The 24,732-nt window shown below is 61.0% G+C and carries 27 protein-coding genes and 3 pseudogenes; 7 read left to right on the top strand and 23 right to left on the bottom strand.

What is annotated here, in order from left to right; genetic code table 11:
* Positions 1-46: 46 nt before the first annotated feature.
* The gene (locus AC3WVQ_RS29930; RefSeq protein WP_060528843.1) at positions 47-820 is read right to left on the bottom strand and encodes an enoyl-CoA hydratase/isomerase family protein; all 774 of its coding nucleotides are present in this window, start codon (positions 818-820) and stop codon (positions 47-49) included.
* The gene (locus AC3WVQ_RS29925) at positions 817-2,388 is read right to left on the bottom strand and encodes an acyl CoA:acetate/3-ketoacid CoA transferase (protein WP_090428843.1); all 1,572 of its coding nucleotides are present in this window, start codon (positions 2,386-2,388) and stop codon (positions 817-819) included. The genes AC3WVQ_RS29930 and AC3WVQ_RS29925 overlap by 4 nt, the downstream gene beginning before the upstream one ends.
* A gap of 135 nt (positions 2,389-2,523) precedes the next feature.
* Between AC3WVQ_RS29925 and AC3WVQ_RS29920 the strand changes: the two genes are divergently transcribed.
* On the top strand, positions 2,524-3,342 hold the full coding sequence (locus AC3WVQ_RS29920) for an aldo/keto reductase (RefSeq protein WP_060520398.1): 819 nt from the start codon (positions 2,524-2,526) through the stop codon (positions 3,340-3,342).
* Positions 3,343-3,394: 52 nt separating this feature from the next.
* Here AC3WVQ_RS29920 and AC3WVQ_RS29915 read toward each other — a convergent pair whose 3' ends face one another.
* The 7 genes from AC3WVQ_RS29915 to AC3WVQ_RS29885 form a co-directional block, all read right to left on the bottom strand.
* A complete protein-coding gene (locus AC3WVQ_RS29915; RefSeq protein WP_492383386.1) occupies positions 3,395-4,990 on the bottom strand; it encodes a GMC family oxidoreductase in 1,596 nt (531 codons plus the stop codon).
* Positions 4,990-6,486 (bottom strand): aldehyde dehydrogenase family protein, encoded by a 1,497-nt coding sequence (locus tag AC3WVQ_RS29910; protein ID WP_090297672.1) that lies wholly within the window; start codon positions 6,484-6,486, stop codon positions 4,990-4,992. Before AC3WVQ_RS29910 ends, AC3WVQ_RS29915 begins: the two co-directional genes overlap by 1 nt.
* 22 nt (positions 6,487-6,508) lie before the next feature.
* Positions 6,509-7,543, bottom strand: coding sequence for a zinc-dependent alcohol dehydrogenase (locus AC3WVQ_RS29905; RefSeq protein WP_060644042.1), 1,035 nt, complete (start codon positions 7,541-7,543; stop codon positions 6,509-6,511).
* 10 nt (positions 7,544-7,553) lie between these two features.
* Positions 7,554-8,495, bottom strand: coding sequence for an ABC transporter permease (locus AC3WVQ_RS29900; protein WP_034801563.1), 942 nt, complete (start codon positions 8,493-8,495; stop codon positions 7,554-7,556).
* A gap of 7 nt (positions 8,496-8,502) precedes the next feature.
* Positions 8,503-10,008 carry a sugar ABC transporter ATP-binding protein gene (locus tag AC3WVQ_RS29895; protein WP_034801561.1) on the bottom strand — a complete coding sequence of 502 codons (1,506 nt, stop codon included), beginning with the start codon at positions 10,006-10,008 and terminating at the stop codon, positions 8,503-8,505.
* Between the two features lie 8 nt (positions 10,009-10,016).
* A complete protein-coding gene (locus AC3WVQ_RS29890; RefSeq protein ID WP_060644039.1) occupies positions 10,017-10,982 on the bottom strand; it encodes an ABC transporter permease in 966 nt (321 codons plus the stop codon).
* Between the two features lie 78 nt (positions 10,983-11,060).
* The gene (locus AC3WVQ_RS29885; RefSeq protein ID WP_492383385.1) at positions 11,061-12,170 is read right to left on the bottom strand and encodes a sugar ABC transporter substrate-binding protein; all 1,110 of its coding nucleotides are present in this window, start codon (positions 12,168-12,170) and stop codon (positions 11,061-11,063) included.
* 273 nt (positions 12,171-12,443) lie between these two features.
* On the opposite strand from AC3WVQ_RS29885, the gene AC3WVQ_RS29880 reads away from it, so the two are divergent.
* Positions 12,444-13,103, top strand: a complete 660-nt coding sequence (locus AC3WVQ_RS29880; RefSeq protein ID WP_089045975.1) for a TetR/AcrR family transcriptional regulator — start codon at positions 12,444-12,446, stop codon at positions 13,101-13,103.
* A 56-nt stretch (positions 13,104-13,159) separates the two neighbouring features.
* Here AC3WVQ_RS29880 and AC3WVQ_RS29875 read toward each other — a convergent pair whose 3' ends face one another.
* The 3 genes from AC3WVQ_RS29875 to AC3WVQ_RS29865 form a co-directional block, all read right to left on the bottom strand.
* A complete protein-coding gene (locus AC3WVQ_RS29875) occupies positions 13,160-14,146 on the bottom strand; it encodes a zinc-dependent alcohol dehydrogenase (protein ID WP_060528838.1) in 987 nt (328 codons plus the stop codon).
* 85 nt (positions 14,147-14,231) lie between these two features.
* The gene (locus AC3WVQ_RS29870) at positions 14,232-14,783 is read right to left on the bottom strand and encodes a VOC family protein (RefSeq protein ID WP_234798868.1); all 552 of its coding nucleotides are present in this window, start codon (positions 14,781-14,783) and stop codon (positions 14,232-14,234) included.
* 297 nt (positions 14,784-15,080) lie between these two features.
* On the bottom strand, positions 15,081-15,599 hold the full coding sequence (locus AC3WVQ_RS29865) for a DUF6428 family protein (protein WP_060520392.1): 519 nt from the start codon (positions 15,597-15,599) through the stop codon (positions 15,081-15,083).
* 43 nt (positions 15,600-15,642) lie between these two features.
* Between AC3WVQ_RS29865 and AC3WVQ_RS29860 the strand changes: the two genes are divergently transcribed.
* Genes AC3WVQ_RS29860 through AC3WVQ_RS29850 form a run of 3 tightly spaced genes read left to right on the top strand, consistent with a single transcriptional unit; the run spans position 15,643 to position 18,066 of the window.
* Positions 15,643-15,984, top strand: coding sequence for an ArsR/SmtB family transcription factor (locus AC3WVQ_RS29860; protein ID WP_060520391.1), 342 nt, complete (start codon positions 15,643-15,645; stop codon positions 15,982-15,984).
* A 19-nt stretch (positions 15,985-16,003) separates the two neighbouring features.
* Positions 16,004-17,203 (top strand): arsenite efflux MFS transporter ArsK, encoded by a 1,200-nt coding sequence (arsK, locus tag AC3WVQ_RS29855; RefSeq protein ID WP_210339532.1) that lies wholly within the window; start codon positions 16,004-16,006, stop codon positions 17,201-17,203.
* A gap of 56 nt (positions 17,204-17,259) precedes the next feature.
* Positions 17,260-18,066: a sulfite exporter TauE/SafE family protein gene (locus AC3WVQ_RS29850; protein WP_404528413.1), complete on the top strand. Its 807-nt coding sequence runs from the start codon at positions 17,260-17,262 to the stop codon at positions 18,064-18,066.
* A gap of 55 nt (positions 18,067-18,121) precedes the next feature.
* On the opposite strand, the gene AC3WVQ_RS29845 is transcribed toward AC3WVQ_RS29850, so the two are convergent.
* From AC3WVQ_RS29845 to AC3WVQ_RS29805, 9 genes are all read right to left on the bottom strand, one after another.
* Positions 18,122-18,892, bottom strand: a complete 771-nt coding sequence (locus AC3WVQ_RS29845) for an SDR family NAD(P)-dependent oxidoreductase (protein WP_060583658.1) — start codon at positions 18,890-18,892, stop codon at positions 18,122-18,124.
* Positions 18,893-19,152: 260 nt separating this feature from the next.
* Positions 19,153-19,344, bottom strand: a complete 192-nt coding sequence (locus tag AC3WVQ_RS29840) for a DUF6494 family protein (protein ID WP_060583661.1) — start codon at positions 19,342-19,344, stop codon at positions 19,153-19,155.
* Between the two features lie 107 nt (positions 19,345-19,451).
* Positions 19,452-19,679: a GDCCVxC domain-containing (seleno)protein gene (locus tag AC3WVQ_RS29835; protein ID WP_077961967.1), complete on the bottom strand. Its 228-nt coding sequence runs from the start codon at positions 19,677-19,679 to the stop codon at positions 19,452-19,454.
* Between the two features lie 236 nt (positions 19,680-19,915).
* Positions 19,916-20,644, bottom strand: a complete 729-nt coding sequence (arsH, locus tag AC3WVQ_RS29830) for an arsenical resistance protein ArsH (RefSeq protein WP_034801596.1) — start codon at positions 20,642-20,644, stop codon at positions 19,916-19,918.
* Complete coding sequence (gene arsC, locus AC3WVQ_RS29825; RefSeq protein ID WP_034801540.1) at positions 20,619-21,041, bottom strand: arsenate reductase (glutaredoxin); 423 nt, start codon at positions 21,039-21,041, stop codon at positions 20,619-20,621. Before arsC ends, arsH begins: the two co-directional genes overlap by 26 nt.
* A 2-nt stretch (positions 21,042-21,043) precedes the next feature.
* Positions 21,044-22,102 carry an ACR3 family arsenite efflux transporter gene (arsB, locus tag AC3WVQ_RS29820; protein WP_060610139.1) on the bottom strand — a complete coding sequence of 353 codons (1,059 nt, stop codon included), beginning with the start codon at positions 22,100-22,102 and terminating at the stop codon, positions 21,044-21,046.
* 1 nt (position 22,103) lies between these two features.
* Positions 22,104-22,631, bottom strand: coding sequence for an arsenate reductase ArsC (locus tag AC3WVQ_RS29815; protein WP_060520386.1), 528 nt, complete (start codon positions 22,629-22,631; stop codon positions 22,104-22,106).
* Positions 22,632-22,646: 15 nt separating this feature from the next.
* On the bottom strand, positions 22,647-23,087 hold the full coding sequence (gene arsN2, locus AC3WVQ_RS29810) for an arsenic resistance N-acetyltransferase ArsN2 (protein ID WP_110818995.1): 441 nt from the start codon (positions 23,085-23,087) through the stop codon (positions 22,647-22,649).
* A complete protein-coding gene (locus tag AC3WVQ_RS29805; protein WP_034801535.1) occupies positions 23,084-23,437 on the bottom strand; it encodes an ArsR/SmtB family transcription factor in 354 nt (117 codons plus the stop codon). Before AC3WVQ_RS29805 ends, arsN2 begins: the two co-directional genes overlap by 4 nt.
* Positions 23,438-23,455: 18 nt before the next feature.
* Between AC3WVQ_RS29805 and AC3WVQ_RS29800 the strand changes: the two are divergent.
* A pseudogene (locus AC3WVQ_RS29800) lies at positions 23,456-23,677 on the top strand (SMP-30/gluconolactonase/LRE family protein); the annotation flags it as partial.
* 137 nt (positions 23,678-23,814) lie between these two features.
* Here AC3WVQ_RS29800 and AC3WVQ_RS29795 read toward each other — a convergent pair.
* On the bottom strand, positions 23,815-24,126 hold the full coding sequence (locus AC3WVQ_RS29795; protein ID WP_234798867.1) for a hypothetical protein: 312 nt from the start codon (positions 24,124-24,126) through the stop codon (positions 23,815-23,817).
* A 78-nt stretch (positions 24,127-24,204) separates the two neighbouring features.
* Between AC3WVQ_RS29795 and AC3WVQ_RS29790 the strand changes: the two are divergent.
* Positions 24,205-24,367, top strand: a pseudogene (locus tag AC3WVQ_RS29790) (Tn3 family transposase); the annotation flags it as partial.
* A gap of 146 nt (positions 24,368-24,513) precedes the next feature.
* On the opposite strand, the pseudogene AC3WVQ_RS29785 reads toward AC3WVQ_RS29790, so the two are convergent.
* Positions 24,514-24,726, bottom strand: a pseudogene (locus AC3WVQ_RS29785) (S-(hydroxymethyl)glutathione synthase); the annotation flags it as partial.
* Positions 24,727-24,732: the final 6 nt, after the last annotated feature.

The following is a 24,732-nucleotide window of genomic DNA, read 5'->3' as shown; positions in this document are numbered from 1 at the left end:
GACACACCGCCATCAAGGGCCGGGTCACCGGGAGAACGGCGCCGACCTATCGGTTGAACTTTGGCGAACGCTTCTGACGGTAGGCCGCAAGCCCCTCCATTAGATCGCTCGAGGCTGCTGCCACCGCGCCAGCAAGCGCCTCAACCACGCGTTCGCTCTCTTCACCCTCGGCCGCATTGATCAGCATCTTGGTGAGTTCCGTCGCCCGCGGCGAACGTTGCAGCACCCGCTCGGCAGCGACTTGTGCAGCGGCAAGCCCCTCGCCTTTTACAACCACCCTGTCGACAAGCCCGAGCGACAGCGCCTCCCCGGCACCGTAGACCTCGCCGAAAAGCGCCATGCGTCGCACCAGCTGGGCTCCGAACCGGCGCGAGGCGCGTTGCGTGCCCGACCATCCGGGGATGATGCCAAGCCCCGGCTCCGGCTGGCCAATCTTCACATGCGCCTCGGCTATGCGCAGGTCGGCACAGGCGGCGAGTTCCAATCCGCCGCCGAGTGCATGCCCGTTCAAGACGGCGATCAGCGGCACGGAAAGGCGCGCCAGCGCATCGAAGGCGTCGTGGCCATCACGCAGCCAGCGACGGGAGAACCTGTCGGCATCGAGACTGCTCCATGCGTCGATGTCACCACCTGCACAAAATGATCTCTCGCCTTCGCCAGAGAGGATGGCCACGACCGCGTCTGAACGCTCGATGGTGCGACAGGCCTGTAAAAGCGCGTCCACCATATCCGCATCGATCGCATTCAGCTTCTCCGGACGACGGAGCGTCAGCCGCGCGATGCGATCAGTGACGACCAGTTCAATCCGCGCATCACTCACAGCGAAAGCCCTATGGCTTCGGGGCGGAACAGGGCGCCATCCATCCGCTTCAGCGTCTTTGAAACCCGAAGGGGCGTTGCCGCCTGATCAAGCACGTCCCGTTGAAGGTCGAGACCCGGCGCAACTTCGGTGACAACGAGCCCCTCGCTGTCGAGACGGATGACGCAGCGCTCCGTGACGTAGCTGATGTCTTGCCCTTGAGCGCGGGCGCGCTTGCCGGAGAAGCTCACCTGATCGACCTTCGGCACGAACTTGGCGATGCGCCCCTCCTTGTCGATCACCAGCCGGCCATCGTCGACGCGCATCTTGGCGCCGGCATTGAAATTGCCGGAGAACACGATCTTCTTTGCGCGCGACGTGATGTCGACGAAGCCGCCGGCGCCTGCCGTGCGGTGCGGGGTGGCTGCGAGACGGCTGACATTGACCGAGCCCTCGGCGTCGATTTCCAGGAAGGACAGCAGCGAGCAGTCAAATCCGCCCGCCTGGAAGTAACAGAACTGATGCGGCGAGGCGACGAAGGCCTCGGCGTTGGATGCACAGCCGAAATTGAAGTCGAGCAATGGAACACCGCCGACGGCTCCCTGTTCGATCACCCAGGTGACCTTGCCGTGATGCCCTTCCTCGATGAGTATCCGTGGCACGTTGGCTGATATGCCGAAGCCAATGTTGACTGCCCAGCCATCCTCGAGCTCCTGCGCCACACGTCGAGCAATCACCTTGCCGACGTCCAGCGCCGGCGTGCGAAACGTCTCGAGCGGCCGGAACAGCTCGCCTGAGATCGCCGGGTCGTAGGGCGTTGCCGTCGTCTGCAGCTGATCCGGCGCCTCAACGATGATGTCGACGAGGATGCCGGGCACGCGCACATCGTGGGGACGAAGGGTGCCACTTGCCGCCACGCGCTTGACCTGAGCGATCACAAGACCGCCGGAATTGCGGGCTGCCAGTGCCATTTCCATCGCGCCGAGCGTCGCCCCTTCCTGTTCGAAGGTCAGGTTGCCCTTCTCATCCGCGGTCGTTGCGCGAATGATCGCCACATCGGGGCGGATGGTCGGAAAATGCAGCCAGTCCTCGCCCTCGAACGACACGCGCTTGACGATCGGTTCAGCCCGCGCCCGGTCATTCATGGCACAGCCATCCTGTTCGGGATCGACGAAGGTCTCCATCCCCACCTTCGTCAGCACGCCCGGACGCTTGGCAGCACCTTCACGCAGCATGTCGAAGACGATGCCGGAGGGCACGTTAAAGGCGGCGAGTTCCTCCTTCAGGATCATTTGCCAGATGAGCGGCGGCTCGGCGTTGCTTGGCCCGGAGGGATAGGAGCCGCCGATGATCTTCACCAGCATTCCGGGCTTGGCGATGTGATCGACGCCGCGCGTCCCGAAAAAGTCGCCGGCGGCGATCGGGTGAATGGAGGTGAGGCCGCGCGGATGGCCTTCGCTGTCAAAGCGCTCGCCGAGCGCTTTCAACACCGCATCGGGGCAGCAAAGGCCGGACGAAGAGTTCACGGCGACGACCGAGCCATCCTTGATGAGCCGCACCGCCTCCTGCGCGCTCTTCACCTTCTTCATCGCCTGATCCTCCGTTTTTCATTGCCTGAAGTAACTAACTAGTTATATGTTAATTCGCGACAAGACAAGCCGGCCGGCGCGATTTTCGAATGACCGGCATTCGACGCCAGCTCGGCAATCGACCAAGGGGGAGGCATGAACATCTACTTCCAGAAGAGCTTTCAGCGCGGCTTTGGCACGTACCCGCTGAAGGGGGACGAACTGCGACGAGCGATCGAGGCCGCTATCGACGTCGGCTATCGTGCCTTCGATACGGCGCAGATGTATGGGAACGAGGCTGACACCGGCGAAGCACTGGCGGAATGCGGCGTTCCCCGTTCTGAACTCTGCATCACCACGAAAGTGCATCCGGACAACTACACGGACGAGACGTTTCTCCCCTCGGTCGAGACGAGCCTTCGAGCCCTGAAGACCGATTGCGTCGATGTTCTTCTCTTGCACTGGCCGCCGGCCAACGGAGAGATCGCCCCCTCGCTGCGCATGCTTCGATCCGCGCTGGAACGAGGGCTGACGAGATCTGTCGGCGTGTCGAACTACACGGCGGCCATGATGCGGGAAGCGCGGTCCATCGTCGATGTTCCGCTCGTGACCAATCAGGTGGAATTCCACCCGCTACTCAACCAGGAGAAACTGCTCGCGGCCGCCGCGGAAACAGGAATCCCGATCACCTCTTATGCGTCGATCGCCCGTGGAGAGATCTTCAAACACGGCCTTTTTTCCGAGATCGGCGAGACCTACGGCAAGTCCGCGGCGCAGGTGGCGCTGCGCTGGATTATCCAGAAAGGCGTTCCGCTCAATACCATGTCCACCAAGCCGGCAAACATCCGCGCGAACTTCGAGATCATGGATTTCACTCTCTCGTCAATCGACATGCAAAGGATCGACGCGCTGACGGCCACCGGTTACCGCATCATCAAACCAGGACAACTTCCCTGGGTTCCTGAATGGGACTGACAGAAAAAGGGCGGCCCACGAGCCGCCCTTTTTTTACTATCGGCCAGCCTGCTCAGGCATTGCCGCGGATCATGTCTGCGGCCTTTTCCCCGATCATGATCGTTGCCGCGTTGGTGTTGGACCCGACAAGGCTCGGCATGGTGGAACTGTCGCAGATGCGGATGCCGTCAAGCCCGTGCACGCGCAGGTGCGGATCGACCACCGACATCTCGTCGCGCCCCATCTTGCACGTGCACGTCGGATGATAGGATGTGCGACCGTACTGGCGGGTATAGGCGATGTAGTCCGCTTCCGTGCGGACATCCCGGCTCGGGAAGTGCCTGATCTTGATGTACTTCTCCAGCGAAGGCTGAGCGAAGATCTCCTGACTGATCTTGACGCCTTCGACCGAGATCTTCACGTCTTCGGGGTCGGCAAGGAAGTTCGGATCGATGATCGGAAGATCGCGCGGGTCCGCTGAGCGAAGAGTGACAGTCCCACGCGACTTCGGGCGCAGCGTGTAGGAATTGAGCGTAATGCCGGAGGAACCCTTTGGCACACTGGGTACGCCGGCTTCCGCGCCGGCGCCGGCAAGGAAATGGAACTGCAGATCCGGATAGGGACTCGTCTTGTCGCCGTACCAGAATGCCCCGCCCTCAACCACGTTGGAGGTGATTGGGCCGGAGTTAAACAGTGTGTATTGAAGACCCGCCCAGATCGACCAATGCAGCTTGTTGTACTTGTCGAGGCTGTCGTGATCCTTCAACTCCGCGACGATATCGACGCCGAAATGGTCTTGCAGGTTTTCGCCCACGCCGGCCAGATCCTGGATCACATCGATGCCGTGGCTGCGAAGTGCCGCGGCAGGACCAACGCCCGAAAGCATCATCAGCTTCGGCGTGCCGATCGCACCTGAGGTCAAGAGCACCTCGGTGTCGGCGCGCGCGGTCATCCGCTTGCCATCGACCTGATAGTCAACGCCGACGGCGCGTCGCCCTTCGAAGACGACACGCAGCACGAGCGCCCCGGTGATGACCATGAGGTTCTTGCGCTTCAGGGCCGGCCTGAGATAACCGACCGCTGCAGAGCAACGGCGGTTGTTCCGGGTTGTTGTCTGGTAGACGCCAGATCCTTCCTGGAGCGGACCATTGAAATCAGGATTGTAGGGTATGCCGAGTTCCTGGCAGCTTTGTACGAAGGCGCGCGTCATGCGCTGCGGCTCGGGAATGTTCGACACACCGAGCGGGCCGTCCGTTCCGTGCCATGTGCCCGAGAGGATCGTATTGCCCTCGGAGCGCAGGAAGTACTTCTGGATATCCTTGAAGCCCCAGCCCTCCGCGCCCTCCTCGACCCAGCGGTCGTAATCACCAGGATGCCCACGCGTGAACACCTCCGCATTGATCGAGGAGCCACCGCCGAGCACCTTTGCCTGGGCGTAGAGGATTTCACGGTTGTTGGCGTGTTTCTGGGGCGCGGTCTTCAGTCCCCAGGTCAACGGACCGGCGGTCATCTTGGCAAAGCCGACGGGCATGTGGATCAGCGGATGACTGTCGCGCCCGCCGGCCTCGATGAGGCAGACGCGCGCCGACGGATTTTCAGACAGTCGCGCCGCCAATACGCAACCGGAGGAACCGCCTCCGACGATCACATAATCATAGCCTTGCGACATCATGCAATCCAATGCGAACGCTTGCCGATCTCGACGTGAACGGACTTCACCTGCGTATACTCCTCAACCCCGTAGACGCCGGCCTCACGGCCCCAACCGGACTGCTTGAAACCACCGAGCGGCATCTCAGGGCCACCCGCCATGATCGTGTTGACCCAAAAGCGGCCGGCACGCACTTTCCGTGTCACAGTCAGCGCCTTGTCGATGTTCTTCGTCCACACGCTCGCCGCCAGGCCGTAGACCGTATCATTGGCGAGCTGGATGGCTTCCTCGACCGTGTCGAAATGCATGGAGCACAGAACCGGGCCGAAAATCTCGTCGCGGGCAATCGCCATGTCGCGGGAAACATCGGAGAAAAGCGTCGGTGCGATGTACTGGCCGTGGCCAAGATCGATCGTCTCGCCCCCAGTGAGAAGCTTGGCGCCTGCCGCCTTGCCCTTGGCGATATAGTCCAGGATCGTGGCGTTCTGGGCCTCAGTGGTAATGGCGCCCACCTGGGTGCCTTCGTCCAGGGGATCGCCGACCCGGATCTTTTTCATCTTCTCGACCAGGAGTTTTTCGAACTCCGCCGCGACAGAACGCTCGACGATCAGGCGCGACGACGAAACGCAGCATTGTCCGGTGTTGAAGCTGATGCCGAAAGCGGCGCCGTCAGCGGCATCCTCAAGGTCGGAGTCGGCAAAGACAATGATGGGGTTTTTGCCACCGAGCTCGAGGCCCAGCTTCTTGAAGTTGCTGTCGGCGGCAGCGTGGACGCAGGAGCGCCCAACGGCCGTCGATCCCGTGAAGGAAAGCATGTCGACGTCAGGATGTTCGGCAAGCGCCTGCCCGATCGAGCGGCCGGAACCGGTGACGACATTGTAGACGCCGGCAGGCAGGCCGGCTTCGGCCAAAACCTCGGCCAGAAGCAGCGTGGTCACGGAGGTGACTTCAGACGGCTTCACCACCATGGTGCAGCCGGACGCCAGGATAAAAGGCACGCGCTCGCACAGGATCAGGAACGGAAAGTTCCAGGGCGTGATCAGGCCGATGACACCGATCGGCTCGCGCAGCACCATACCGAACAGGTCGTCACCGAGCGAATTGAAGCTGTCGCCGTGCAGGAGGCGGGCGGCGCCGGCACCGACCTCGAAGCAGGCAATGCAATGATCGATCTCGCCGCGCGCCTGCGAGATCGGCTTGCCGTTTTCGAGCGTCTCCCAATAGGCGATCTCGTCCCGGCGGCGACGCAGGATTTCGGCGACGCGCAAGAGAACGCCGGCGCGCGCAGCCCCGGAAAGCCCGGACCAGCGGCGGTCCTCGAAGGCATTGCGCGCCGCAGCTACCGCCGCGTTCAGATCATCGATCGTGCAGCGAACGGTGCGCGTGACCGGCGTACCATGGCCTGGCGAGGCGCGTTCGAAGTGGTCGGTCCCTTCTTTCCACTGCCCGTCGATAAAGAACCCGAAGCTGCGCGCTGCGGACGGGGGAGCAAGAAACGTCTTCGTCTGGTCCATCTGGTACCTCCACTTCGATAGTTTACGCCGCGATGGCGATCTGGGTCTTCAGGTGTTGCGGCCGCTCGCCGATCGTCTCGAAGGCTTCCTGAATGGCCTCCAGCGGATAGCTTGCCTTGGTGAAATCCTGCGTGCGGAACCGGCCATGCGACAGAAGCGTGAGTGCGTCGTGCATATCCTCGCCCATCCCGGCAACAGAACCTTTGAGGCTCCCTTCTTCCAACACCGTTCGCAGGCTGTCGAGAGCTACGGTCTCTCCGGGCGGGGTGATGCCGAAAAAGGCGACATGGCCGCCGCGTCGCGCAAGATCGAATGCCTGTTCGTAGAGCTTCCGGTTGCCGACGCTCTCGATCACGAGATCCGCGCCGCGTCCGCCGGTCATCTTGTGAACCACGGCTTTCAGTGCGGTTGGATCCGACACCGCCGCATCCGCCCCGGCCTCGATCGCCATGCGGCAACGGTCTGGCGAAAGGTCGGCGACAATGATCGGCGCCGCGCCGACAAGGCGCATCATCTGCACATGCAGGTTTCCGATCGGTCCGGCGCCGAAGACGAGGACCGATTGGCCGAACGTCGCCTGCGCCTTACGCGCCGCGCGAACGACGCAGGCGACCGGCTCCGTGAGCGCAAGCACCGCATCGGCGATATCAGCCTGAACCGGGATCGCCAGTCGCGCCGGAACCGCTACATATTCGGCAAAGGCGCCGTCCCGACCGATACCGACCTGCGTAACCTCGGCGCAGTTCAGAACCTCATTGCGACGGCACCAATAGCAGCTGCCGCAGCCGATGTTGATATCGACCACCACGCGTGCTCCGGCCGCAAGATGGCGGACGTTGGCGCCAAGCTCGGCGATCGTTCCGCAGAACTCGTGTCCTGGGACGAGCGGAAGCCGGTCAGCCGCGTAGTGGCCGTTGAAGATATGAATGTCCGTACCGCAGATGCCCGTGCGCGTGACCCGGACGAGCACATCGTCCGGTCCGACGATCGGCAAGGCGACCTCCCGAACCTCGAAGCGTTTCGGGGCAGTGAGCACGGCGGCGCGCATGGTCGTCATCGCCACTCTCCTACTTCACGGTGCGCAGCTTGGCGCGATCGATCGTCAGGGCAATGGCAATGATCAACACGACGCCGAAGACGATCTGCTGCCGGGTCGCGTCGATCTCGAAATACAGCATCGACGATCGGATGACCGCAACGATCAAGGTGCCGACCACGGTGTTCATCACGCCGCCGACACCGCCCGTCAAAGGCGTGCCACCGACCAGCACGGCAACGATTGCCGGCAACAGGAATCCATTGGCGATCGTCGGTGCGCCGCCGGAGAGCTTGACCGCAAAGAGCAGGCCGGCAATGGACGCAAGTGCACCGGAGATCGCGAATGCAAGGATCTTGTAGCGCGCAACATCGATGCCGGACGCGGCGGCGGCCAATTCGCCGGCACCGACCGCCTTCAGAACGCGACCGAGCGTCGTGCGCCGTTCGATGAAGAGGCAGAGGGCCACGAGCCCCGCGGCAATCAAGAGTTCATTGGGGACGCCCCAAGTATGACCAATCATCCAGCCGAAGGTTTCGTTGCGCTGAGCGGCGTCCATGTTGAGCGCGCGCTGACCCGAAAGCCACTGCGCAACCGAGAACGCAACGCCGCCGACCGCAAGCGTGGAGATGAAGGACGGCACGAAAAGCCGTGTCGTCACGAAGCCGGATAGCGTGCCAAGGAGAAAGCCGGCAACGACGCAAAGTACGGCAACCCAGGCACCGAGCGAGGCAAGGTAAACCGAGGCGATGACCGTCACCATATTTGCCATCGACTGGGCAGACAGGTCGATGCCGCCGATATAGATGGCGAAAGTGAGACCGAGCGCCATGATGAAGAGTGGCACGATGTCGCCGGCAATGCCGAGAAGGTTCGTGGGTCGCAGGAAACCGGGATCGGTGATGCCGACGACGGCGACGAGCACCAGGAGCGTTATCCAGGGAAGGTGCGGTTTGAGGCGCTGAATATCCATTGGTCCCTCAGATCATGTAGTGCAAAAGGTCATAGGGCGTGGGCTTGGAACCCGGTTCGCAGGCGAACTGTTTCTGGATGCGCCCGTCCTTGACGACGATGATGGTGTGCGAAAGGCCGATTGCCTCTTCCAATGTGTCGGCAACCAGCACGATGCCGACGCCCGCCGCACTCATGGCGCGGATCATGTCGTAGACATCTTCCTTGGCGCCAATGTCGAGACCGCGCGTAGGATGGTCGAGCAGCATGATGTCGGAACCGGCCGAGCGCCACTTGGCCAGAACCACCTTCTGCTGGTTTCCGCCTGAAAGATTGCCACAATCCGCAAACTCGGAATGGGCCTTGATCGACAATTTCTTGATCCATTCACGGGCAAGCGCCCGCTCCTCGCCGACGCGCAGCACACCACCTTTCGAGCGGTGTTTCATCTGCGAAAGCGTCATGTTTTCGTAGACGTTCATGCCAGCAACAATGCCCTCGATCTTGCGCTCGCGGGGCACATAGCCGACGCCACGAGAAACCGCGTGCCGCGGTGAAAGATCGGTCGCATCGCCTCCCTTGATGCGGAGACGGCCGGTGCTCGGCGTCAGCATGCCGTAGATCGTCCTGAGGATTGCCTCGCGCCCCGAACCTTCCGTACCGACAAGACAAAGCACTTCACCGGCATGCAGCTTGAGCGAGATGTCCTGGATGCGGCCAGGAAGGCCCACCTGGTCCATCTCGACGAGTGCCTTTGCGGCGTCGAACGGCTTTTGCAGATGCTCGCGGTAATATTGCTTGTCGACATTGCGACCGACCATCTTGTGCTGGATGGCCTCGGCCGGGGCAGCACCACGGTCGACGACGTCCACGACCTCACCATCCTTCATCACGTAGATGCGATCGGAAAGTTCCATCACCTCGTCCATGCGATGCGAGACGAAGATGAACGAGGCCCGCGTCACCAGTTCCCGCACAAGCTTGAACAGCAGCTGCACCTCTTCCTTTGACAGAACCGAGGTCGGCTCGTCGAGCAGGATAACGAGATCCCCCTCCACGCGCTCTTCGAGCGTCAACACCTTGGCGAGCTCGACGAGCTGACGTTGGGCAAAGGAAAGCTTCGACGTCACCATCGCCGGATCGATATCGAGTTTCACCTTGGCAAGCTGACGGCGTGCGGCTTTCGCCATAACCTTCCAGTCGACGACACCGAAGCGGGTGAACTGTCGTTCATAGCCGAGGAAGATGTTCTCCATGACGGTCAGGTTCGGGATCAGCGACTGCTCCTGGAACACCATCCCGATGCCCTTCTCCATCGCCTGGCGCGGATTGGCAAAGCGAACGGGCGTTCCGTTGATGAGGACCTTGCCGCCATCGGGCTGGTAGGCGCCATAGATCACCTTCATCAAGGTGGATTTGCCAGCGCCATTCTCCCCCACAAGTCCGACGATCTCGCCGCGCTTGATGTGGAAGTCGATTGCCTTTAGCGCGTGAACGCCGGGGAATTTCTTGTCGACAGCCTTGAGCTCGTACATGGCGTGCCTCACTTGACGAAGGAAAGCATCTTGCGGTCGGTTGAAAGCACGACGGCAAGAATGACGAGCAGGCCGAGCATGCCGTCCTGGATGAAGTCGGGCAGACCGATGACGACCATGCCGTTGTCGATGACGTTCACGATCAGCACGCCGACAAGTGCGTTCCAGACGCCGCCGATGCCGCCCCAGAGCGCCACGCCACCGACAACGACCGACGTGATGGAGACGAACATGAAGTTCGCACCGGTCACCGATTCCGCCTGGCCGATGCGCGCCACCACGAGGATTGCGGCAATGGCGTAAAAGACGCCGGCAAGCGCAAAGCCGGTCACGCGAACGCGGGTAACATTGAGGCCCGAGGCATGCGCGAGATCCTCACCGCCGCCAACCGCGAAGAAGTTGCGGCCAAGCGTGGTGTGGGTCTGAATGAACCAGGCAACGACGAGGAAGAAGGCAGCGACGTAGACCATTAGCGGGAAACCCAACAAACGCACCGTCAGCAGGCCCCGAAAGGTCGCGTCGCTTACTTTGACGATGTCACCGCCGGTGAGCAGGATCGCGGCCCCCGTCCCGACGAAGCCCATGGCAAGGCTCGCCATGAAGGACGGTATCTTCAGCTTCACATGGACAAGCCCGTTTAGCAGTCCGATCACGCCGCCGAGAAGGAGAATAAGCGGAATGGCGACCCAACCGGAAGGGGCGAGCGAGCCACCGAAATGGGCAAAGATGAACGCAAAGGCCACGGCCGTGAGGGAGACCGTTCCCTCCATCGAGAGGTCGATCGATCCCATGACGATGATGAAGGTGACGCCGACGGCAACCATGAGTGCCGGAGCTGCCGCAATCGCGATGCGGGCGAAGTTCCGCGAGGAAAAGAAAGTCGGGTTGAGCGCGGTGAAGAAGATCACCAGTGCAATCAGCACCAGAAGCGGCGCCCATTTGATCAAGGTTTCGCGCGATAGGCGACGTGTCACGTCAGACACCCCTCTTTTAGAAAGTCACAAGGGGAACGGGGCGGCGGCACACAGGCTGCCGCCCAGCTGGTCGAAATTTCAGTACTGGATCTGGCCGTTGGACGGCCCCCAGAAATCCGTCCAATTGTAGGTCGGGACGGAGTCGAGATACTTCGCCTTGAACTCGGCGGCATCCTTGGCCGTGACCAGGATCGTCGGGCCGTAGAACTCGCGGTGTTCCTTCGGCTCTTCGGACGGCTTGAAGCTGCCGATCGCCGCGTGATAGGCGAGTGCCGCGCTGATGCCGCCGCCCCAGTGCGGGTTGGTGAAGACGGTCGCCAGGAGCTTGCCGTCCATTACCATCTGCACGGCCTCCGGATTGCCGTCATAGGAAACGATCGGCATGTCCTCGATACCCTCGGCGCGCAGGGCCTCGATGACACCATAGGCGATGTTGTCGTTGGCGCAGTGTACGCCCTTGATCTTGTCGCCATAGCGGGTCAGGAACGACGCCATGAGGGCCGCACCCTTCTGCGTGTCCCAGTCGGCCGGCTGCGCATCGAGCAACTCGATGTTCGGGAAATCTTTGAGTGCGTTCTTGAGGCCGTTCAGGCGCTCGACTGCCGGGTTGTTGGCGGCGATGCCACCGAGGTGCACCACGCCACCTTCACCACCCATCGCCTCAAACAGGATCCGCGCGGTCTGTTCAGCAGGCTTCTCATCCGACCAGGTCATATGGGAAACGTAGTTGTCGCCGAAATCCCAAGGATGCAGGTCGTCGGTCTTGTTCCAGATCGTTGAAATGTAGGCGCCCGCTGCCTGAACCGCCTCGACAACGGGTCTGGCGTTGGGGCTGTCGTTTGCATCGCAGGCGATCGCGCAATTGCCGTTGTTCTTGGCGAGAAACGCCTTGATGTCGGCGAGCGACTTTTCCGTAGACCCCTCGTTGATCAGGCTGACGAGTGCGCTCTTCGGCTTGCCGAGCGATTCCACGAAAGCCTCGCCCCCGGAAACGACCGAATTCCAGTAGGCAGACGCCCGGTCGCGATAGCTCCAGGCAATTGCCGGATCCGTGAGCGCTGCCTGCGCCGTGCCGCGACCGAACGCCATCGGCACCGTCATGACGCCAACGCCGGCTGCAGCGGCAAACAAGAAGTTGCGACGGCTTACCGTCTCGCGTTCGATAAAATCCTTAATAAAGGTCGACATGCCAATCCTCCCATATCCTCGGTGAGCGTTCCCCGTCCCACACGGGTTGAAAATGCAGGTTCGCAGGTGGCGGCGCACGCTTGTCGCCCTGGCCTCCTCCGGCCTCGTCAGTCCCACTTAACGCACTAACTAGTTACTTCTTTACAAAACCCCGAGTCAAGTGCTTTTAATGGGCACAGGCGCCGACCGACCTGACGAACCGCTTTGACGGATCAGCTTTCCGGCGTGTATGACTTTCAGCGCAGCAGGCGCGAGGGCGACGGAGGAAGGGCTTTGAGCATCACGAACGAAGACACGGAAAAATCAGCCCGAAAGCCACGCATCAGAGACGCCGAGGCAACGAAGGCGCGCATTCTGGACGCGGCCAAGAAAGAGTTTGCGAAGAATGGCTTGGGAGGCGCGCGGGTCGACGTGATCGCCGAGAAGGCCAACGCCAACAAGCGGATGATATACCACTATTTCGAGAGCAAGGAGCGGCTGTTCCAGACCGTTCTCGAAGATGCCTATATCGACATCCGAACGGCTGAACAAAAACTCAAGCTCGACGACCTGGAACCGAAGGCGGCGCTTGCCAAACTCGTCCAGTTCACCTGGGAATATTATCTGAAGAACCCGGAGTTCATCACGCTGGTCAACAGCGAGAACCTTCACCGCGCGAAGCATTTGAAGAAGTCCGAGGTCATCAAGGCCGCCAGCCGCAAGTTCGTCAACATGGTCGGCGATATTCTCGAACGCGGCGCGGCACAGGGCGTGTTTCGGTCGGGCGTCGACCCTGTGCAGCTCAACATCACCATTGCAGCGATCGGCTATTACTACCTGACCAACCGTTTCACCGGATCGATCATTTTCGAACGTGATCTCATGGCCAAGGAAGCGATTGACGAACGCCTGCAGTTCAACGTCGACACCATCATGCGGCTGGTATGTGCCTAACGCGTCGCGCCAGGCACATACACGAACGATAGCCGGGCATCGGCCCGGCGCTTGGGCTAGGCCCAATCGATAACGATGAAGGGCTGCTCAATCGCGCGCCGCGCAATGTCCGAATAGAGTGACGCGGGATCGTCTGGCGTCACGTGGCGGATCAGGCCTTCGACCTCTATCAGGCCTTCAGACAGCCATTCGAGCGCGCGCGAGAAGCCACCGAAGACGCTATGCGGTGCATTGTTGTACCCTTCGAGCAGTTCTTCCCAAACGAAGTCGCGACCGAGCATCGGAACCTCCCATTCCCAGCCTGAGCGCAGCGTCACCAGGTTGAAGAAGACCGCCTGCATGAGTTCGTGCGCAGAGAATTCGGTTGCCCGCCTCCAGGGAACACCAACCATGACGACTTCACCAAGCTTGCGGACAAGACGGCAAGCATCGATGATGGCACCCTCATGACCTGAACAATCGACGACGAGGGCGACTTTTCCGGTCAGGTCCGATGCGTCGCCTATAGACGCTCGGCAATCCGCAATTCCGCTTCGACCGGCCTGAGCGCGCCTGACCGGATCCGGATCGACCACCGTCACGCGATAGCCGCCGATCGCAAAGAGGTGCGCAGCCAGGAAGCCAACCGGCCCCGCCCCCGAAACGACCACGCGGTCACCCGGACGCGCCTTCGTCGTCATCAGGCTCGTCATCGACACCCCCATCAAGCGGGCGAGAACGGCGCGATCCGGGGCCAATCCATCCGGCAACGCCAGAGTGTGTCGGGCATCGTGGGTCTGCGTGGAACGATGCTGCCCCATTGCAAAGCGCCGGTCACCGACGCTGACGCCATCGACATCCTCTCCGATCTCGGTCACCTCAAAGACAGCCGCATAGCCCGGCCGGATGGGAAACACGTCACCGTTGGCCCAGCCAAGCTCCGTGCCCTGACTGATCAGAGTACAGAGCGTTCGCCCACGGATCTGACCGGGCAGTAGCGCACCGTCTTCGTAGTTGCCGAGCACAAATGTCTGCTTTGTGCTTATCAGGATTTCTTGAGGCACGGCTTTCCTTTCCGGCTTTTGGCCAGGGGTTCTCATGTCTTTGATTTTGATTGGCCGCTTGAGATGCAGCGACTACGGCCGGGAGTTAGCTGCCGCTGACGGGCGACCACTGCCGTGGACCGCCAGCGCTTTCGTATCCGAGCGGTCCCGGCATGCTGACGATCTCCAAAAACTGCCCCCAGGGAGCTTTGAGATAGAGCCAGGTAAGCCCGGCCATCGCGCCGCTTTCGACAAGAGTCGGCCCTTCAAGCAAATCGACGCCGGCGGCACGAAGCCGCTCTGCCGCGCGTTCGCAGTCGTCAACCTCGAAGGCTAAGTGAAAGCCACCGGTCTGGCTGTTGCGCTTCAGCGGCTCTTCCTCGCCGGTCTCGCCGGAGTACTGGAATATCTCGAGGTTCGTGCCGTTCCCGACCCTTAGAACCTTGATGTTCTCTATCCGTCTGCCCGAGGGAACACCGAGGCGCCGAAGCATGAACGCGTCGTCAGCTTCCACTTTGCCTGTTTCAAGGCACGTCACCGCTCCGAAGATCACCTCGAAAAAGCGGACAGCCTCTTCGAGGTTCGGCACAGTGAACCCCACATGCTGCATCCCGTAAATCTTCACTCGAACCTCCCAATTCGCAAGAACATTCGTCACGCAATTATGTAACTAGTTAGTTATTTTTGAGTCAAGACGTCAAGAGATCGGAGGTCGAATGCGATGGTGTGGAAAAGGCCCGAATTGTTGAGAGGATATCGACCGCGACAGTACCGGCCACATGACCTGAGCTCTCGGTTTTTCAGCGAAGGGGCACGCTCGCGGTGATGCTGCGGCGATGTTCGGGCGGTGGGCTGTTCACAGCCGGCGAATGCGGCGGCAGAACCTCAGCTTCCGGCGGGCGCCCCTGAGAGCGCCTCGCCGGCGACGGCATCTCGTTTGGGGATGGTTCCCACCTCAGCTACAGCATTTGGAAGCGGATGAACTACAGCACGAGGCTTCCGTAGCGGCTTTCTCGGCCAACCAACGGTCCCGAGGCTTGCAGCTCGCAGGCCGTGGCGTCAACGCGACCTGGAGAGTGCCGTCTTCCGCGACAGGAGCATTCGCGCAGAACAACTGCATCGGCCGGACGCCATCGCTCACTTCGAAGGTCAGCTTTGCGGAGCCGTCGAGACGGACGCGTTCGGAAACCTTGCGGACGATGGCCGAGAACTTCCCGGCCGTCATATGGGTCCGCTCGCCCTCCTCGATGTCCCACAGCTGCACGAAAATCTCCGACCAGGCTTCCGGATTTGCCCCGCAATCAAGCGCGGAGAACTGGCCAGCCTTGACCTCGGTCACGTGATAGCCGGGCTTCACGGGCTTTCCGTCATACAGGAAGACCAAGGGCAGGTCCGGTGTCTCTGCGGCTCTGCCGAGCAACTCCCCAAGCGAGATATCGGTTTTGTCGGATTGGCTATTGTCGATCGCGCTCATTTGTGGCTATCCTCAATTTCAATGATTCAAGGATTATTGAAATATGGATGATCGTCAAGCCCTCTCCTCCTTCGCCGCGCTTTCACAGGAAACCCGACTTTCCATCGTGAGGACCCTGGTCATCGCCGGCCCGGAAGGTCTGGCCGCCGGCGCGATTGCCGAACGCATGGGCGTCTCTCCATCAAACGTCTCGTTCCACCTCAAGGAACTCGAACGATCAGGCCTCATCTCCCAACGCCGGGAGTCGCGCTCGATCGTCTATAACGCAAGTTACGACACGCTGGCCGATCTGGTGACTTTCCTGATGGAAGACTGCTGCGCGGGGCATCCCGGCATCCGCGGGTCCGTCGAGCGATCCGCAAGTTGCTGTTCAAGCGAAGCATAGCCCGTCAAGGAACACGTCATTGCATACGATCAAGGTTCCGGCGGGCATCGTCTCCGCTCTCGGTGTCACGCAGATCATCGGCTACGGCACTCTCTACTATTCCTTCAGCATCCTCGCACCCGGAATGGCCAAAGACCTTGGCATCAGCCTGGAGCGGGTCTTCGCCGTCTTCTCGGTCTCGCTGTTCATCGGCGGCCTGTCTGCTCCGTTCATCGGCAGGCACATGGACAAGATCGGTGCGGCAACGGTGATGACGCTGGGGTCGGCCCTTGCGGCGTTAACGCTGGTGCTTTGTGCATGGTCGCCGTCTGTGTCGCTCTTTGTCCTTGCGATTGTCCTGCTCGAAGTGTCCTCCGGGATGGTCCAGTATCAGGCGGCCTTCGCAACACTGGTCGAAAGCGAACCTCGCACGGCGTCCCGCAGCATCACCTATCTGACACTCATCGGCGGCTTTGCCTCCACCATCTTCTGGCCGATCGCCGCGGCACTGACCGGATATCTGACCTGGCGGGAAATCTATCTGGTGTTCGCCGTCCTGAACCTTATCGTCTGCATGCCCCTACACTACTGGATCATGCGTGCCGGAAGGCTGTGCTCCAAAACGGACGAGACAAGAACCCGCGAGGTCGTTGTCGGCGCTCTCGAACCCCAGGCGCGTCGCCGTGGCATGCTGCTGGTCTCCTTTGCCTTCTCTCTTTCGGGCTTCACCCTCGCCGCGATCCTTGCCCACATGGTGCCGATGCTCGGCGCGATCGGACTTGGCAGTGCGGCGGTCGTGATCGGTTCCTTGTTTGGTCCGGCCCAGGTCATGAGCCGCCTGATCAACATGGTCTTCGGAAAGAGCCTGTCGCCGCCCGCGCTTGCGATTGTCTCTGCCGCTCTCATGGTCACTGGCGCGGTAATACTCGGGGTGTCAGGTGATTGGCTGCCAGGTGCGGTGGCTTTCGCCATCTGTCTTGGCCTTGGGTCAGGGATCAACAGCATCGCTCAGGGGAGCTTGCCCCTCTATCTCTTCGGGTCCGCTGGCTATGGCGCGATCACGGGCAAGATGGCTGCGGCAAGGTTGGCGACTGGCGCGGCCGCCCCGTTTGCGTTCGCAGCCGCTATGAACCACTTCGGGACAACCCTCTCGCTTTTCGTGATCGCCGCGCTGGGTACGCTTGGGATCCTGGCGTTCGTCGCTGTCGCCTCATCGGTGCGTCGCGACCGCGTTGCCTGATAATGGAAGAGCGTACATAACAGTCCGCGGATCATCGCCATGAAAGCTAAGCCTCCGTGAACACTCCGATCAAATCGACGACGTCACGCAGTCATCCGGCCGCTTTCGGCGGCGGCGCCATCATCGGCGCACTCGGCGGGTTGATAGGGCTTGGAGGGGCAGAATTCCGTCTGCCGCTGCTCATCGGCGCATTCAATTTCGCGGCCCTCGAGGCGGTGATCCTGAACAAGGCAATGAGCCTTGTCGTCGTGTCTTGCGCCCTGCCGTTTCGAGCCGGCACGATCCCTTTCAGTCAGATCGCATCGAATTGGCCGATCGTACTGAACCTTCTTGCAGGAAGCCTGATCGGTGCCTGGTTCGGCGCAGGATGGGCCACACGGTTGAAATCTGAGACCCTCTACAGGGTGATATCCGTTCTTCTTGTCGCAATCGCCGTCGTGCTGGTGCTTGGCCACGGCACCTCGGCGGGTCAACCGCTTCTGACCGGAAACTGGCAGATTGTCGTCGGTATATCCGCCGGCTTCGTGATCGGCATCGTTGCGTCGCTGCTGGGCGTCGCCGGGGGCGAGTTGCTCATTCCGACGTTGGTTCTGCTCTTCGGCGCGGACATCAAGCTCGCCGGTAGCCTCTCACTGGCGGTGAGCCTTCCTACAATTCTGGTAGGCTTTACCCGCTACAGCCGCGACCAGAGCTTTTCGGTTCTGGGTCGCAACAGGGTGTTCGTCCTCATCATGGCCGCGGGATCGGTGGTGGGGACGTTTGTCGGCGGTCTACTCCTCGGCATTGTCCCGAATTCGATCCTCCTTCCCGCACTCGCCGTGATCTTGTTGCTGTCAGCCGTGAAGGTCTGGCGGCACGGCTGACAGGATTTCTTCCCCAGATCAATTTGACGCGCTTTGCGAGTTCGGCCCCGTGGCCTCAGGCGACGGACCATCCGCCGTCCACCAGCAGGTTCGCGCCGGTGATCAGGCTCGCAGCCGGCGATGCAAGGAAGACTACGGCACCCACCACATCATCGGTTTCCCCGATCCGGCCGAGTGGAATGTGATCGACCGTCGCTTTGCGATTTTCGGCATCGGATAAAAACGGTGCTGTACCATCCGTGTGGATGAATGTCGGCGATACGGTGTTTACGGTGACATTATAGCGTGCCCATTCGGCTGCAAGGCAGCGCGTGAGGTGATTAATTGCCGCCTTGCTCATGCAATAGATTGCCTCTCCGCGCAGTGCGACCGTACCGGCCTGTGAGCTAATGCTGATGATCCGGCCACCATTTCGCGCGATCATGTGACGGCCCACTGCCTGTGTCATCAGGAAGGTGCCCTTGATGTTGACATCGAGTATCTCGTCAAGGTCCTTCTCCTCAACGAGTTCCGCGAGATTGCCCGGGGCGACGCCGACATTGTTGACGAGGACGTCGATCCGACCGAATGCAGAAACCGCCGCGTCGACGGCTTGTGCGATATGGGCCTTCTTGGGAATGTCCAGTTCAACCGGGAGAACCTTTCGTCCCGCGCCCTCGATTTCGGCGATCAGGCCCGCTGACGCTGCGACATCGCGGACCCCCAAGACAATATCTGAGCCTGCTGCAGCACAGGCAAGTGCGCAGGCACGTCCAATGCCACGGCTCGCGCCCGTCACCAAAGTCACCTTGCCCTCAAGGCTGAAATCCGGCGCACTCTTCCGCATCATTGCCTCCCTCGATGAATCTCAATTATTGCAGCGTCGGCGTGCGGATGCCAGTTGTTCTGCTCATGTCGCGCACGTGAAGTCCGTCCGACGAACGTCATGCTCGTCGAGAACGACCTTGGGGCAGAGGTGCTCGGGCTGTAGGCTTGGCTCGGTGGGGAGATAGAAGCTTCCGGCTCAGTGCGGGCGCGATGCCTGACCGATCTTGGTCTCATTGATGGGTATCGACCTGGGCGTTTCGATCCATGCTTTCGCCAGACCTATGGAAGTTCGATCTCACCGTTCACCACGTGGTTGAGACCGGTGCCCTCCGCCGTCAGCGTCATGCGCACCTTCAGCTTCTCGCCGCCGAACTGCCCCTCGCGCACGGCCTCTTCGATCTTACGCTGCGATGTGACACCGACTTCTTTCAGGAACTTGCGGATCGACATGTTGAAGGCGTCTTCGCTCATCGTGGAACTCCTCGGCGTCCGTGAGGGAGCAGCGTGGGCGCTTGTCTATCGCCCGGAATGCACCGGCACAGTCGAATACGGATGTCAGCCTTGCCTCTCATCCCACGTTAGGAACCGACGCAACAACTTGCGGCTCCGTTGTTATGTTTGGCCTCCTGGATTGGCGGGCAAGGCACGTCGCCAAAGGAACAGAACACACAGCAGTCCCCGGATTTTGGCCGGAGCATCATACCGCATCCATTGCAATCATAGAAAAACTGACAGGCGTCGGTGGGCATCGTTTCCGTAGCCCGCTGGCCGCAATTGGGACAGGTGAGGGTTGATCGAAGCTGTATGGTCACACTTTGTGCCTCGGCAACGAATGCTTTCAGATGACGCCCGTCATCCATTGATGAATAGCCTATTGGAAATATCGCCTCGTGCATAGTTTTGCGTCATGAGCGCTAGGTCCGTCTTTCGAAAGGCTGCAATGGGCCGCCACAAGCGGACAAGGCGTTGGTTCGCTTTGGCCAAACAGCGGCCATTGCGATTGCAAGATGGCCGCTATCGGAACATTGCCGATGGCCTTTGACTAAATCGATCTCAGTGACACCCGCTTCTCCAACTCGGCCGCGTGCTCCTTCCGCTCGCTGTAGCGGTCTGTAAGGTGGGCCGAGGCGTCCCGTGTCAGCAGCGTGAACTTCACCAGTTCCTCGCAGACATCCACGACGCGGTCGTAGTAGGACGACGGCTTCATGCGGCCGTCGGCGTCGAACTCCTGGTAGGCCTTGGCGACCGAGGACTGGTTGGGGATCGTGATCATCCGCATCCAGCGGCCGAGCACGCGCATCTGGTTCAAGGCGTTGAAGGACTGGCTGCCGCCGGAGACTTCCATGATCGCCAGCGTCTTGCCTTGCGTCGGCCGGATCGATCCCAGCGACAGGGGAATCCAGTCGATCTGGGCCTTCATGATGCCCGTCATCGCGCCGTGGCGCTCGGGGCTAACCCAGACCTGGCCTTCCGACCATTGCGACAGGTCGCGCAGCTCCTGCACTTTCGGATGGCTGACCGGCGCCTCGTCGGGAAGCGGCAGCCCCCTCGGATCGAACATCCGCACCTCGCACCCCAACCGCTCGAGAAGGCGTCTGGCTTCGTGCGCGAGCAGCCGACTGTAGGAAACCTCCCGGAGCGAGCCGTAGAGGATCAGGATGCGCGGCTTGTGCGTCGAGAACGCCGGACGCAGCGCGTCAATGTCAGGTTGGCGAAGATGCCGCTCCTGCAAGGCGGGAAAAATTTCAGACAACGCGCTTGCCCTCCTGATCGAGGACCTGCTCGCCGTCTTCCTTGAAGAAGGCACCCTTGAAGGCATCCGGCAGGATGTCGAGCACGGCCTCGGAGGGTCGCGCAAGCCTGGTGCCGAGCGGCGTGACGACGAACGGACGATTGATGAGGATCGGGTCCTTCAGCATCGCGTCGAGCAGCTGGTCGTCCGTCAGGTTCGGGTCGTTGAGACCCAGTACCGCGTAAGGCGTGCCCTTCTCGCGGATCGCCTGTCGGACGGTCAATCCGGCATCGGAGATCATCCTTGCCAACGCGTCGCGCGACGGCGGTGACTTGAGATACTCGATGATATCAGGTTCGATCCCGGCTGCGCGGATCATCTCCAGCGTGTTGCGGGACGTGCCGCAGGCGGGGTTGTGATAGATGGTGGCGTCCATTGTCATGTCCTTTCAGTGATGGTGTTCCTTGAGACAGCGGGAGCTGCCTCGTACCAGCCCTTGGTGCGGTTCACGGCCCAGACGACCGTGAGCATCACGGGAACTTCGATGAGCACGCCGACGACGGTTGCCAACGCAGCACCTGACTGGAAGCCGAACAGGCTGATGGCCGCGGCAACCGCAAGTTCGAAGAAGTTGCTGGCTCCGATCAGTGCTGAAGGCCCGGCGACGCAATGGCGCTCGCCCGACATCCGGTTCAGGAGATAGGCCAGGCCTGAGTTGAAGTAGACCTGGATCAGGATGGGCACGGCCAGCAGCGCGATGATCGTCGGCTGTGCGATGATCTGCTCGCCCTGGAAGCCAAAGAGGAGAACGAGCGTCGCGAGCAGGGCGAGGAGCGAAAGCGGCTGCAGTTTCGTCAGCATGGCGTCCAGCGCGTTCGCCGTGCCATCGGCGGTCAGCCGCGCTCTCAGGACCTGAGCGATGATGACCGGGACGACGATATAAAGGACGACCGACAGAACGAGCGTGTCCCACGGTACGGTGATAGCCGACAGTCCGAGAAGCAGTCCGACGATCGGCGCGAAGGCGACGACCATGATCGCATCGTTGAGTGCCACCTGAGACAGCGTGAACAGCGGCGCGCCGCGCGTCAGGTTGCTCCAGACGAACACCATCGCGGTACAGGGGGCGGCCGCGAGGATGATGAGGCCAGCGATATAGGAGTCGATCTGGTCGGCCGGCAGATAAGGACGGAACAGCCAGCCCACGAACAGCCAGCCGAGCAGCGCCATGGAGAACGGTTTGATGGCCCAGTTGATGAACAGGGTCACGCCGATGCCACGCCAATACGTGCTGACCTGCGCCAACGAGCGGAAGTCGATCTTGATGAGCATCGGGATGATCATCAGCCAGATCAGGATGGCGACGGGCAAGTTCACTTTCGCGACCTCTGCCGCACCGATGACCTGGAAAACACCGGGCATCAGATGACCGAGGGCGACGCCGACGATGATACAAAGGAAGACCCAGATGGTGAGGTAGCGTTCGAACGTAGACATTTCACTCGACCTTTGCGGACTTGACGGAAGCGCCTTCGAGCGAGCCGATCTGACGGACGTGCTGCTCGAGCGCCAGGCGGTCGATGGAGGCCAGAGGCAGATTGATGAAGGCCATGATGCGGTTCTTGAGGAAGCGAGCGGCCTGTGCAAAGGCGCGCTGGATTTCGACCTCGGAGCCGACAACCGCAGCCGGGTCTTCGACACCCCAATGCGCCGTCATCGGATGCCCGATCCATACCGGGCAGGCCTCGCCGTGTGCGCTGTCACAGACGGTAAAGATGAAGTCCATTTCGGGCGCGCCTGGCTGGGCGAAAACGTCCCAGCTCTTCGACGAGAAGCCGGTCGCCGGATAGCCGAGGACGTCCAGTTCCTTCAGGGCATGTGGATTGACTTCGCCCTTGGGCTGGCTGCCAGCGGAAAACGCCCGGAAGCGCCCGCCGCCTTCCTTGTTAAGGATGGATTCGGCGAGAATAGAACGAGCGGAATTGCCCGTGCACAAGAAGAGCACGTTGTAAGTCTTGTCGGTCATGGTCGTGTTCCGTGGTTAGGTCGGAGGTCTGTCGAGTTTCATGATCGTTGCCGATGCCGGGCAGATGCCTGACAGTTGACGGGTTGCGAGAACGGCGGGCGGCACATCGGCCCGCTCGACCACAACAAAGCCAAGGCTTTCAAAGAACGGTGCGGCGGAGGTTGTCGCCAGGAAGACTGCCGAGCTCACATTGACGGTCTTCAGGGTTTCCCTGGTCAGCGATTTTCCAAGCGCCTTGCCACGATGCTCGGGCAAGATGACTATCGACCTGAGAAGCACGTCGTCGCCGCACGCCTCGATGCCAGCATAGCCAACCGTGCCGCGATCTGAGGAAACCGCCCTGAAAAACGAGCGCCCAGTGTCTTCGAGGTCTTCGGTTGGAAGACCGGAAGCCGACAGCGCCAGTTTCAGTTCGGGATCGCTCCCCGTGACTGGCTCTAGCCTGATGTCGCTCATGACAGCTTCACCTCGGGAGCACAGCAGGGTGTGAGTTCTGCGATGAGCGGCGCGCAGAGTTCCGCCGAGCCGCCGCAGCAGTCTTTCAGCAGGAAGAGAGTCAGGTCGCGCAGCCCCTGAAGGTCCGCCCGATAGATGATCGAACGGCTCTGCCGCTCGCTTGAAACCAGGCCCGCACGCGACAGCGTCGCAAGGTGCGCCGACATGGTGTTTTGCGGTACATCGAGAAGCCGGGCGAGTTCGCCGGCAGGAATGCCATCGGGTTCGTGTCGGACGAGAAGTCGAAACGTCTCGAGCCTGGTAGACTGGGCGAGTGCGGCAAGCGCCGCGATTGCTGTATTGCTATCCATATATCCAGAATAACGGATATGTTTTTCGTGTCAACCTCCGCCGGCTTATGGAGGGCCAGAAAACTTGGCGGATCGAAATCCGCCAAGGCCCCCTCTCGATTTCACGCTGGCTCAGAACCGGCATCGGCTGGTTTTGAGCGAGGTCTGCCGGACGGCTCCTGTGTGGATGCTGAAGGCTTCATCTGGAATTGCCGCGTCGCCGGCGGCGGATGTGTGGTCCGATTTGCACCCGCCGACGGCTCCGCTGGAGAGCTTGTGGCTGGATCCCGGTGCTCAACGCCGTTTCACGCCGCCCGCCGTAAGCCGACTTTAGTCGGATATAGCGGCCACAGAACTCTTAGCATTTTGAGCCAGGCTTACCCGCCATCGGCGACGCTCTATTGCAATTCGCCGGGGCGGATCACCCGCGTTTTCCCGACATCAGGCGCCGGTGTTTTGATTTCAGTGTCGCCGACGCGAGGGGGCTTCAACACCCCATCGCAATCGTCCAGTTTTTCTGAGAGATTCTTCTGGTTCGTGTCGTCGCCCGAAGCAACGCGACAACGATCCTTGTCCTCAGCGTTCGCCGGCTGGGTAAAGACCGCCGCCGAGACCAAAACGGTCACTGCTGAAAGTGCGTTAAGGACGGATCTAAAGGCGCCGATCGGATTCCCGCTGCTTCTGAAAGCGGGTGAAGTGTTGACACCCACAAATCAAACCTTCGGGTGGCCGGATTGGTTCCAATTTTTTCGGCAATGACCCCTGAGCTTGTCAGTCGTTTCCTAGTCGACCGGGATGGGCGATGTCTCTATGGCTGCGGTCCCGCAAAGCAGTATGGCATCCTTCAGAACGTAACGGGTGACCGCATCGACGCCGATCTTTTTCGTGGGCACTGTGACGACATCCTGCGCCTGATGACCTCTCTTGGCACCCCGCACCGTCAGCGCCTCGGAACACAATCTACACCGGCCGCGTCGTCCATAAACGCGGCAAGCTTTAGAAGTGCTCGGCGAACTTCGCCGAGCACACAATGCTACGGATGCTGGCGAGTTCCAAACGAGCCGAACACGGATCGAGTTTGAAGAGCGTCTCTTCGATCAATTGGGGAGCGCGCCGCTCTTCTTGGCTGCCCATGTGGCGATCACATCCATCAGGACCGGGTTGAGGCAATCATAGGGTTCAAGTCTTAGCTCGCGCAGCCGCGCGCGCACACCGTCCATCTTCGCTGGATCGTAGCCACTTTCGATGATCGAGGAGACGAAGGCGGCAAACCCGGGCTTCGCCCAGCCGCTTTCCCGGAAGCGCTCAGGAGGGCA

It is taken from the genome of Ensifer sp. EB106-05-01-XG146 (assembly GCF_058791875.1).
The sequence above is the reverse complement of the archived record's forward strand: the minus strand, read 5'-3'. Positions and strand labels throughout refer to the sequence as shown.

Excerpts from the sequence above, each read along its gene's own strand:
- AC3WVQ_RS29920 (WP_060520398.1), top strand. The coding sequence starts at position 2,524 with ATGAACATCTACTTCCAGAAGAGCTTTCAGCGCGGCTTTGGCACGTAC.
- AC3WVQ_RS29900 (WP_034801563.1), bottom strand. The coding sequence starts at position 8,495 with ATGGATATTCAGCGCCTCAAACCGCACCTTCCCTGGATAACGCTCCTG.
- AC3WVQ_RS29840 (WP_060583661.1), bottom strand. The coding sequence starts at position 19,344 with ATGAGCGAAGACGCCTTCAACATGTCGATCCGCAAGTTCCTGAAAGAA.
- AC3WVQ_RS29905 (WP_060644042.1), bottom strand. The coding sequence starts at position 7,543 with ATGACGACCATGCGCGCCGCCGTGCTCACTGCCCCGAAACGCTTCGAG.
- AC3WVQ_RS29845 (WP_060583658.1), bottom strand. The coding sequence starts at position 18,892 with ATGCGGAAGAGTGCGCCGGATTTCAGCCTTGAGGGCAAGGTGACTTTG.
- AC3WVQ_RS29885 (WP_492383385.1), bottom strand. The coding sequence starts at position 12,170 with ATGTCGACCTTTATTAAGGATTTTATCGAACGCGAGACGGTAAGCCGT.
- AC3WVQ_RS29895 (WP_034801561.1), bottom strand. The coding sequence starts at position 10,008 with ATGTACGAGCTCAAGGCTGTCGACAAGAAATTCCCCGGCGTTCACGCG.
- AC3WVQ_RS29860 (WP_060520391.1), top strand. The coding sequence starts at position 15,643 with ATGGATGATCGTCAAGCCCTCTCCTCCTTCGCCGCGCTTTCACAGGAA.
- AC3WVQ_RS29925 (WP_090428843.1), bottom strand. The coding sequence starts at position 2,388 with ATGAAGAAGGTGAAGAGCGCGCAGGAGGCGGTGCGGCTCATCAAGGAT.
- AC3WVQ_RS29910 (WP_090297672.1), bottom strand. The coding sequence starts at position 6,486 with ATGGACCAGACGAAGACGTTTCTTGCTCCCCCGTCCGCAGCGCGCAGC.
- arsB (WP_060610139.1), bottom strand. The coding sequence starts at position 22,102 with ATGTCTACGTTCGAACGCTACCTCACCATCTGGGTCTTCCTTTGTATC.
- AC3WVQ_RS29915 (WP_492383386.1), bottom strand. The coding sequence starts at position 4,990 with ATGTCGCAAGGCTATGATTATGTGATCGTCGGAGGCGGTTCCTCCGGT.
- AC3WVQ_RS29805 (WP_034801535.1), bottom strand. The coding sequence starts at position 23,437 with ATGGATAGCAATACAGCAATCGCGGCGCTTGCCGCACTCGCCCAGTCT.
- AC3WVQ_RS29815 (WP_060520386.1), bottom strand. The coding sequence starts at position 22,631 with ATGACCGACAAGACTTACAACGTGCTCTTCTTGTGCACGGGCAATTCC.
- arsN2 (WP_110818995.1), bottom strand. The coding sequence starts at position 23,087 with ATGAGCGACATCAGGCTAGAGCCAGTCACGGGGAGCGATCCCGAACTG.
- AC3WVQ_RS29865 (WP_060520392.1), bottom strand. The coding sequence starts at position 15,599 with ATGAGCGCGATCGACAATAGCCAATCCGACAAAACCGATATCTCGCTT.
- arsC (WP_034801540.1), bottom strand. The coding sequence starts at position 21,041 with ATGGACGCCACCATCTATCACAACCCCGCCTGCGGCACGTCCCGCAAC.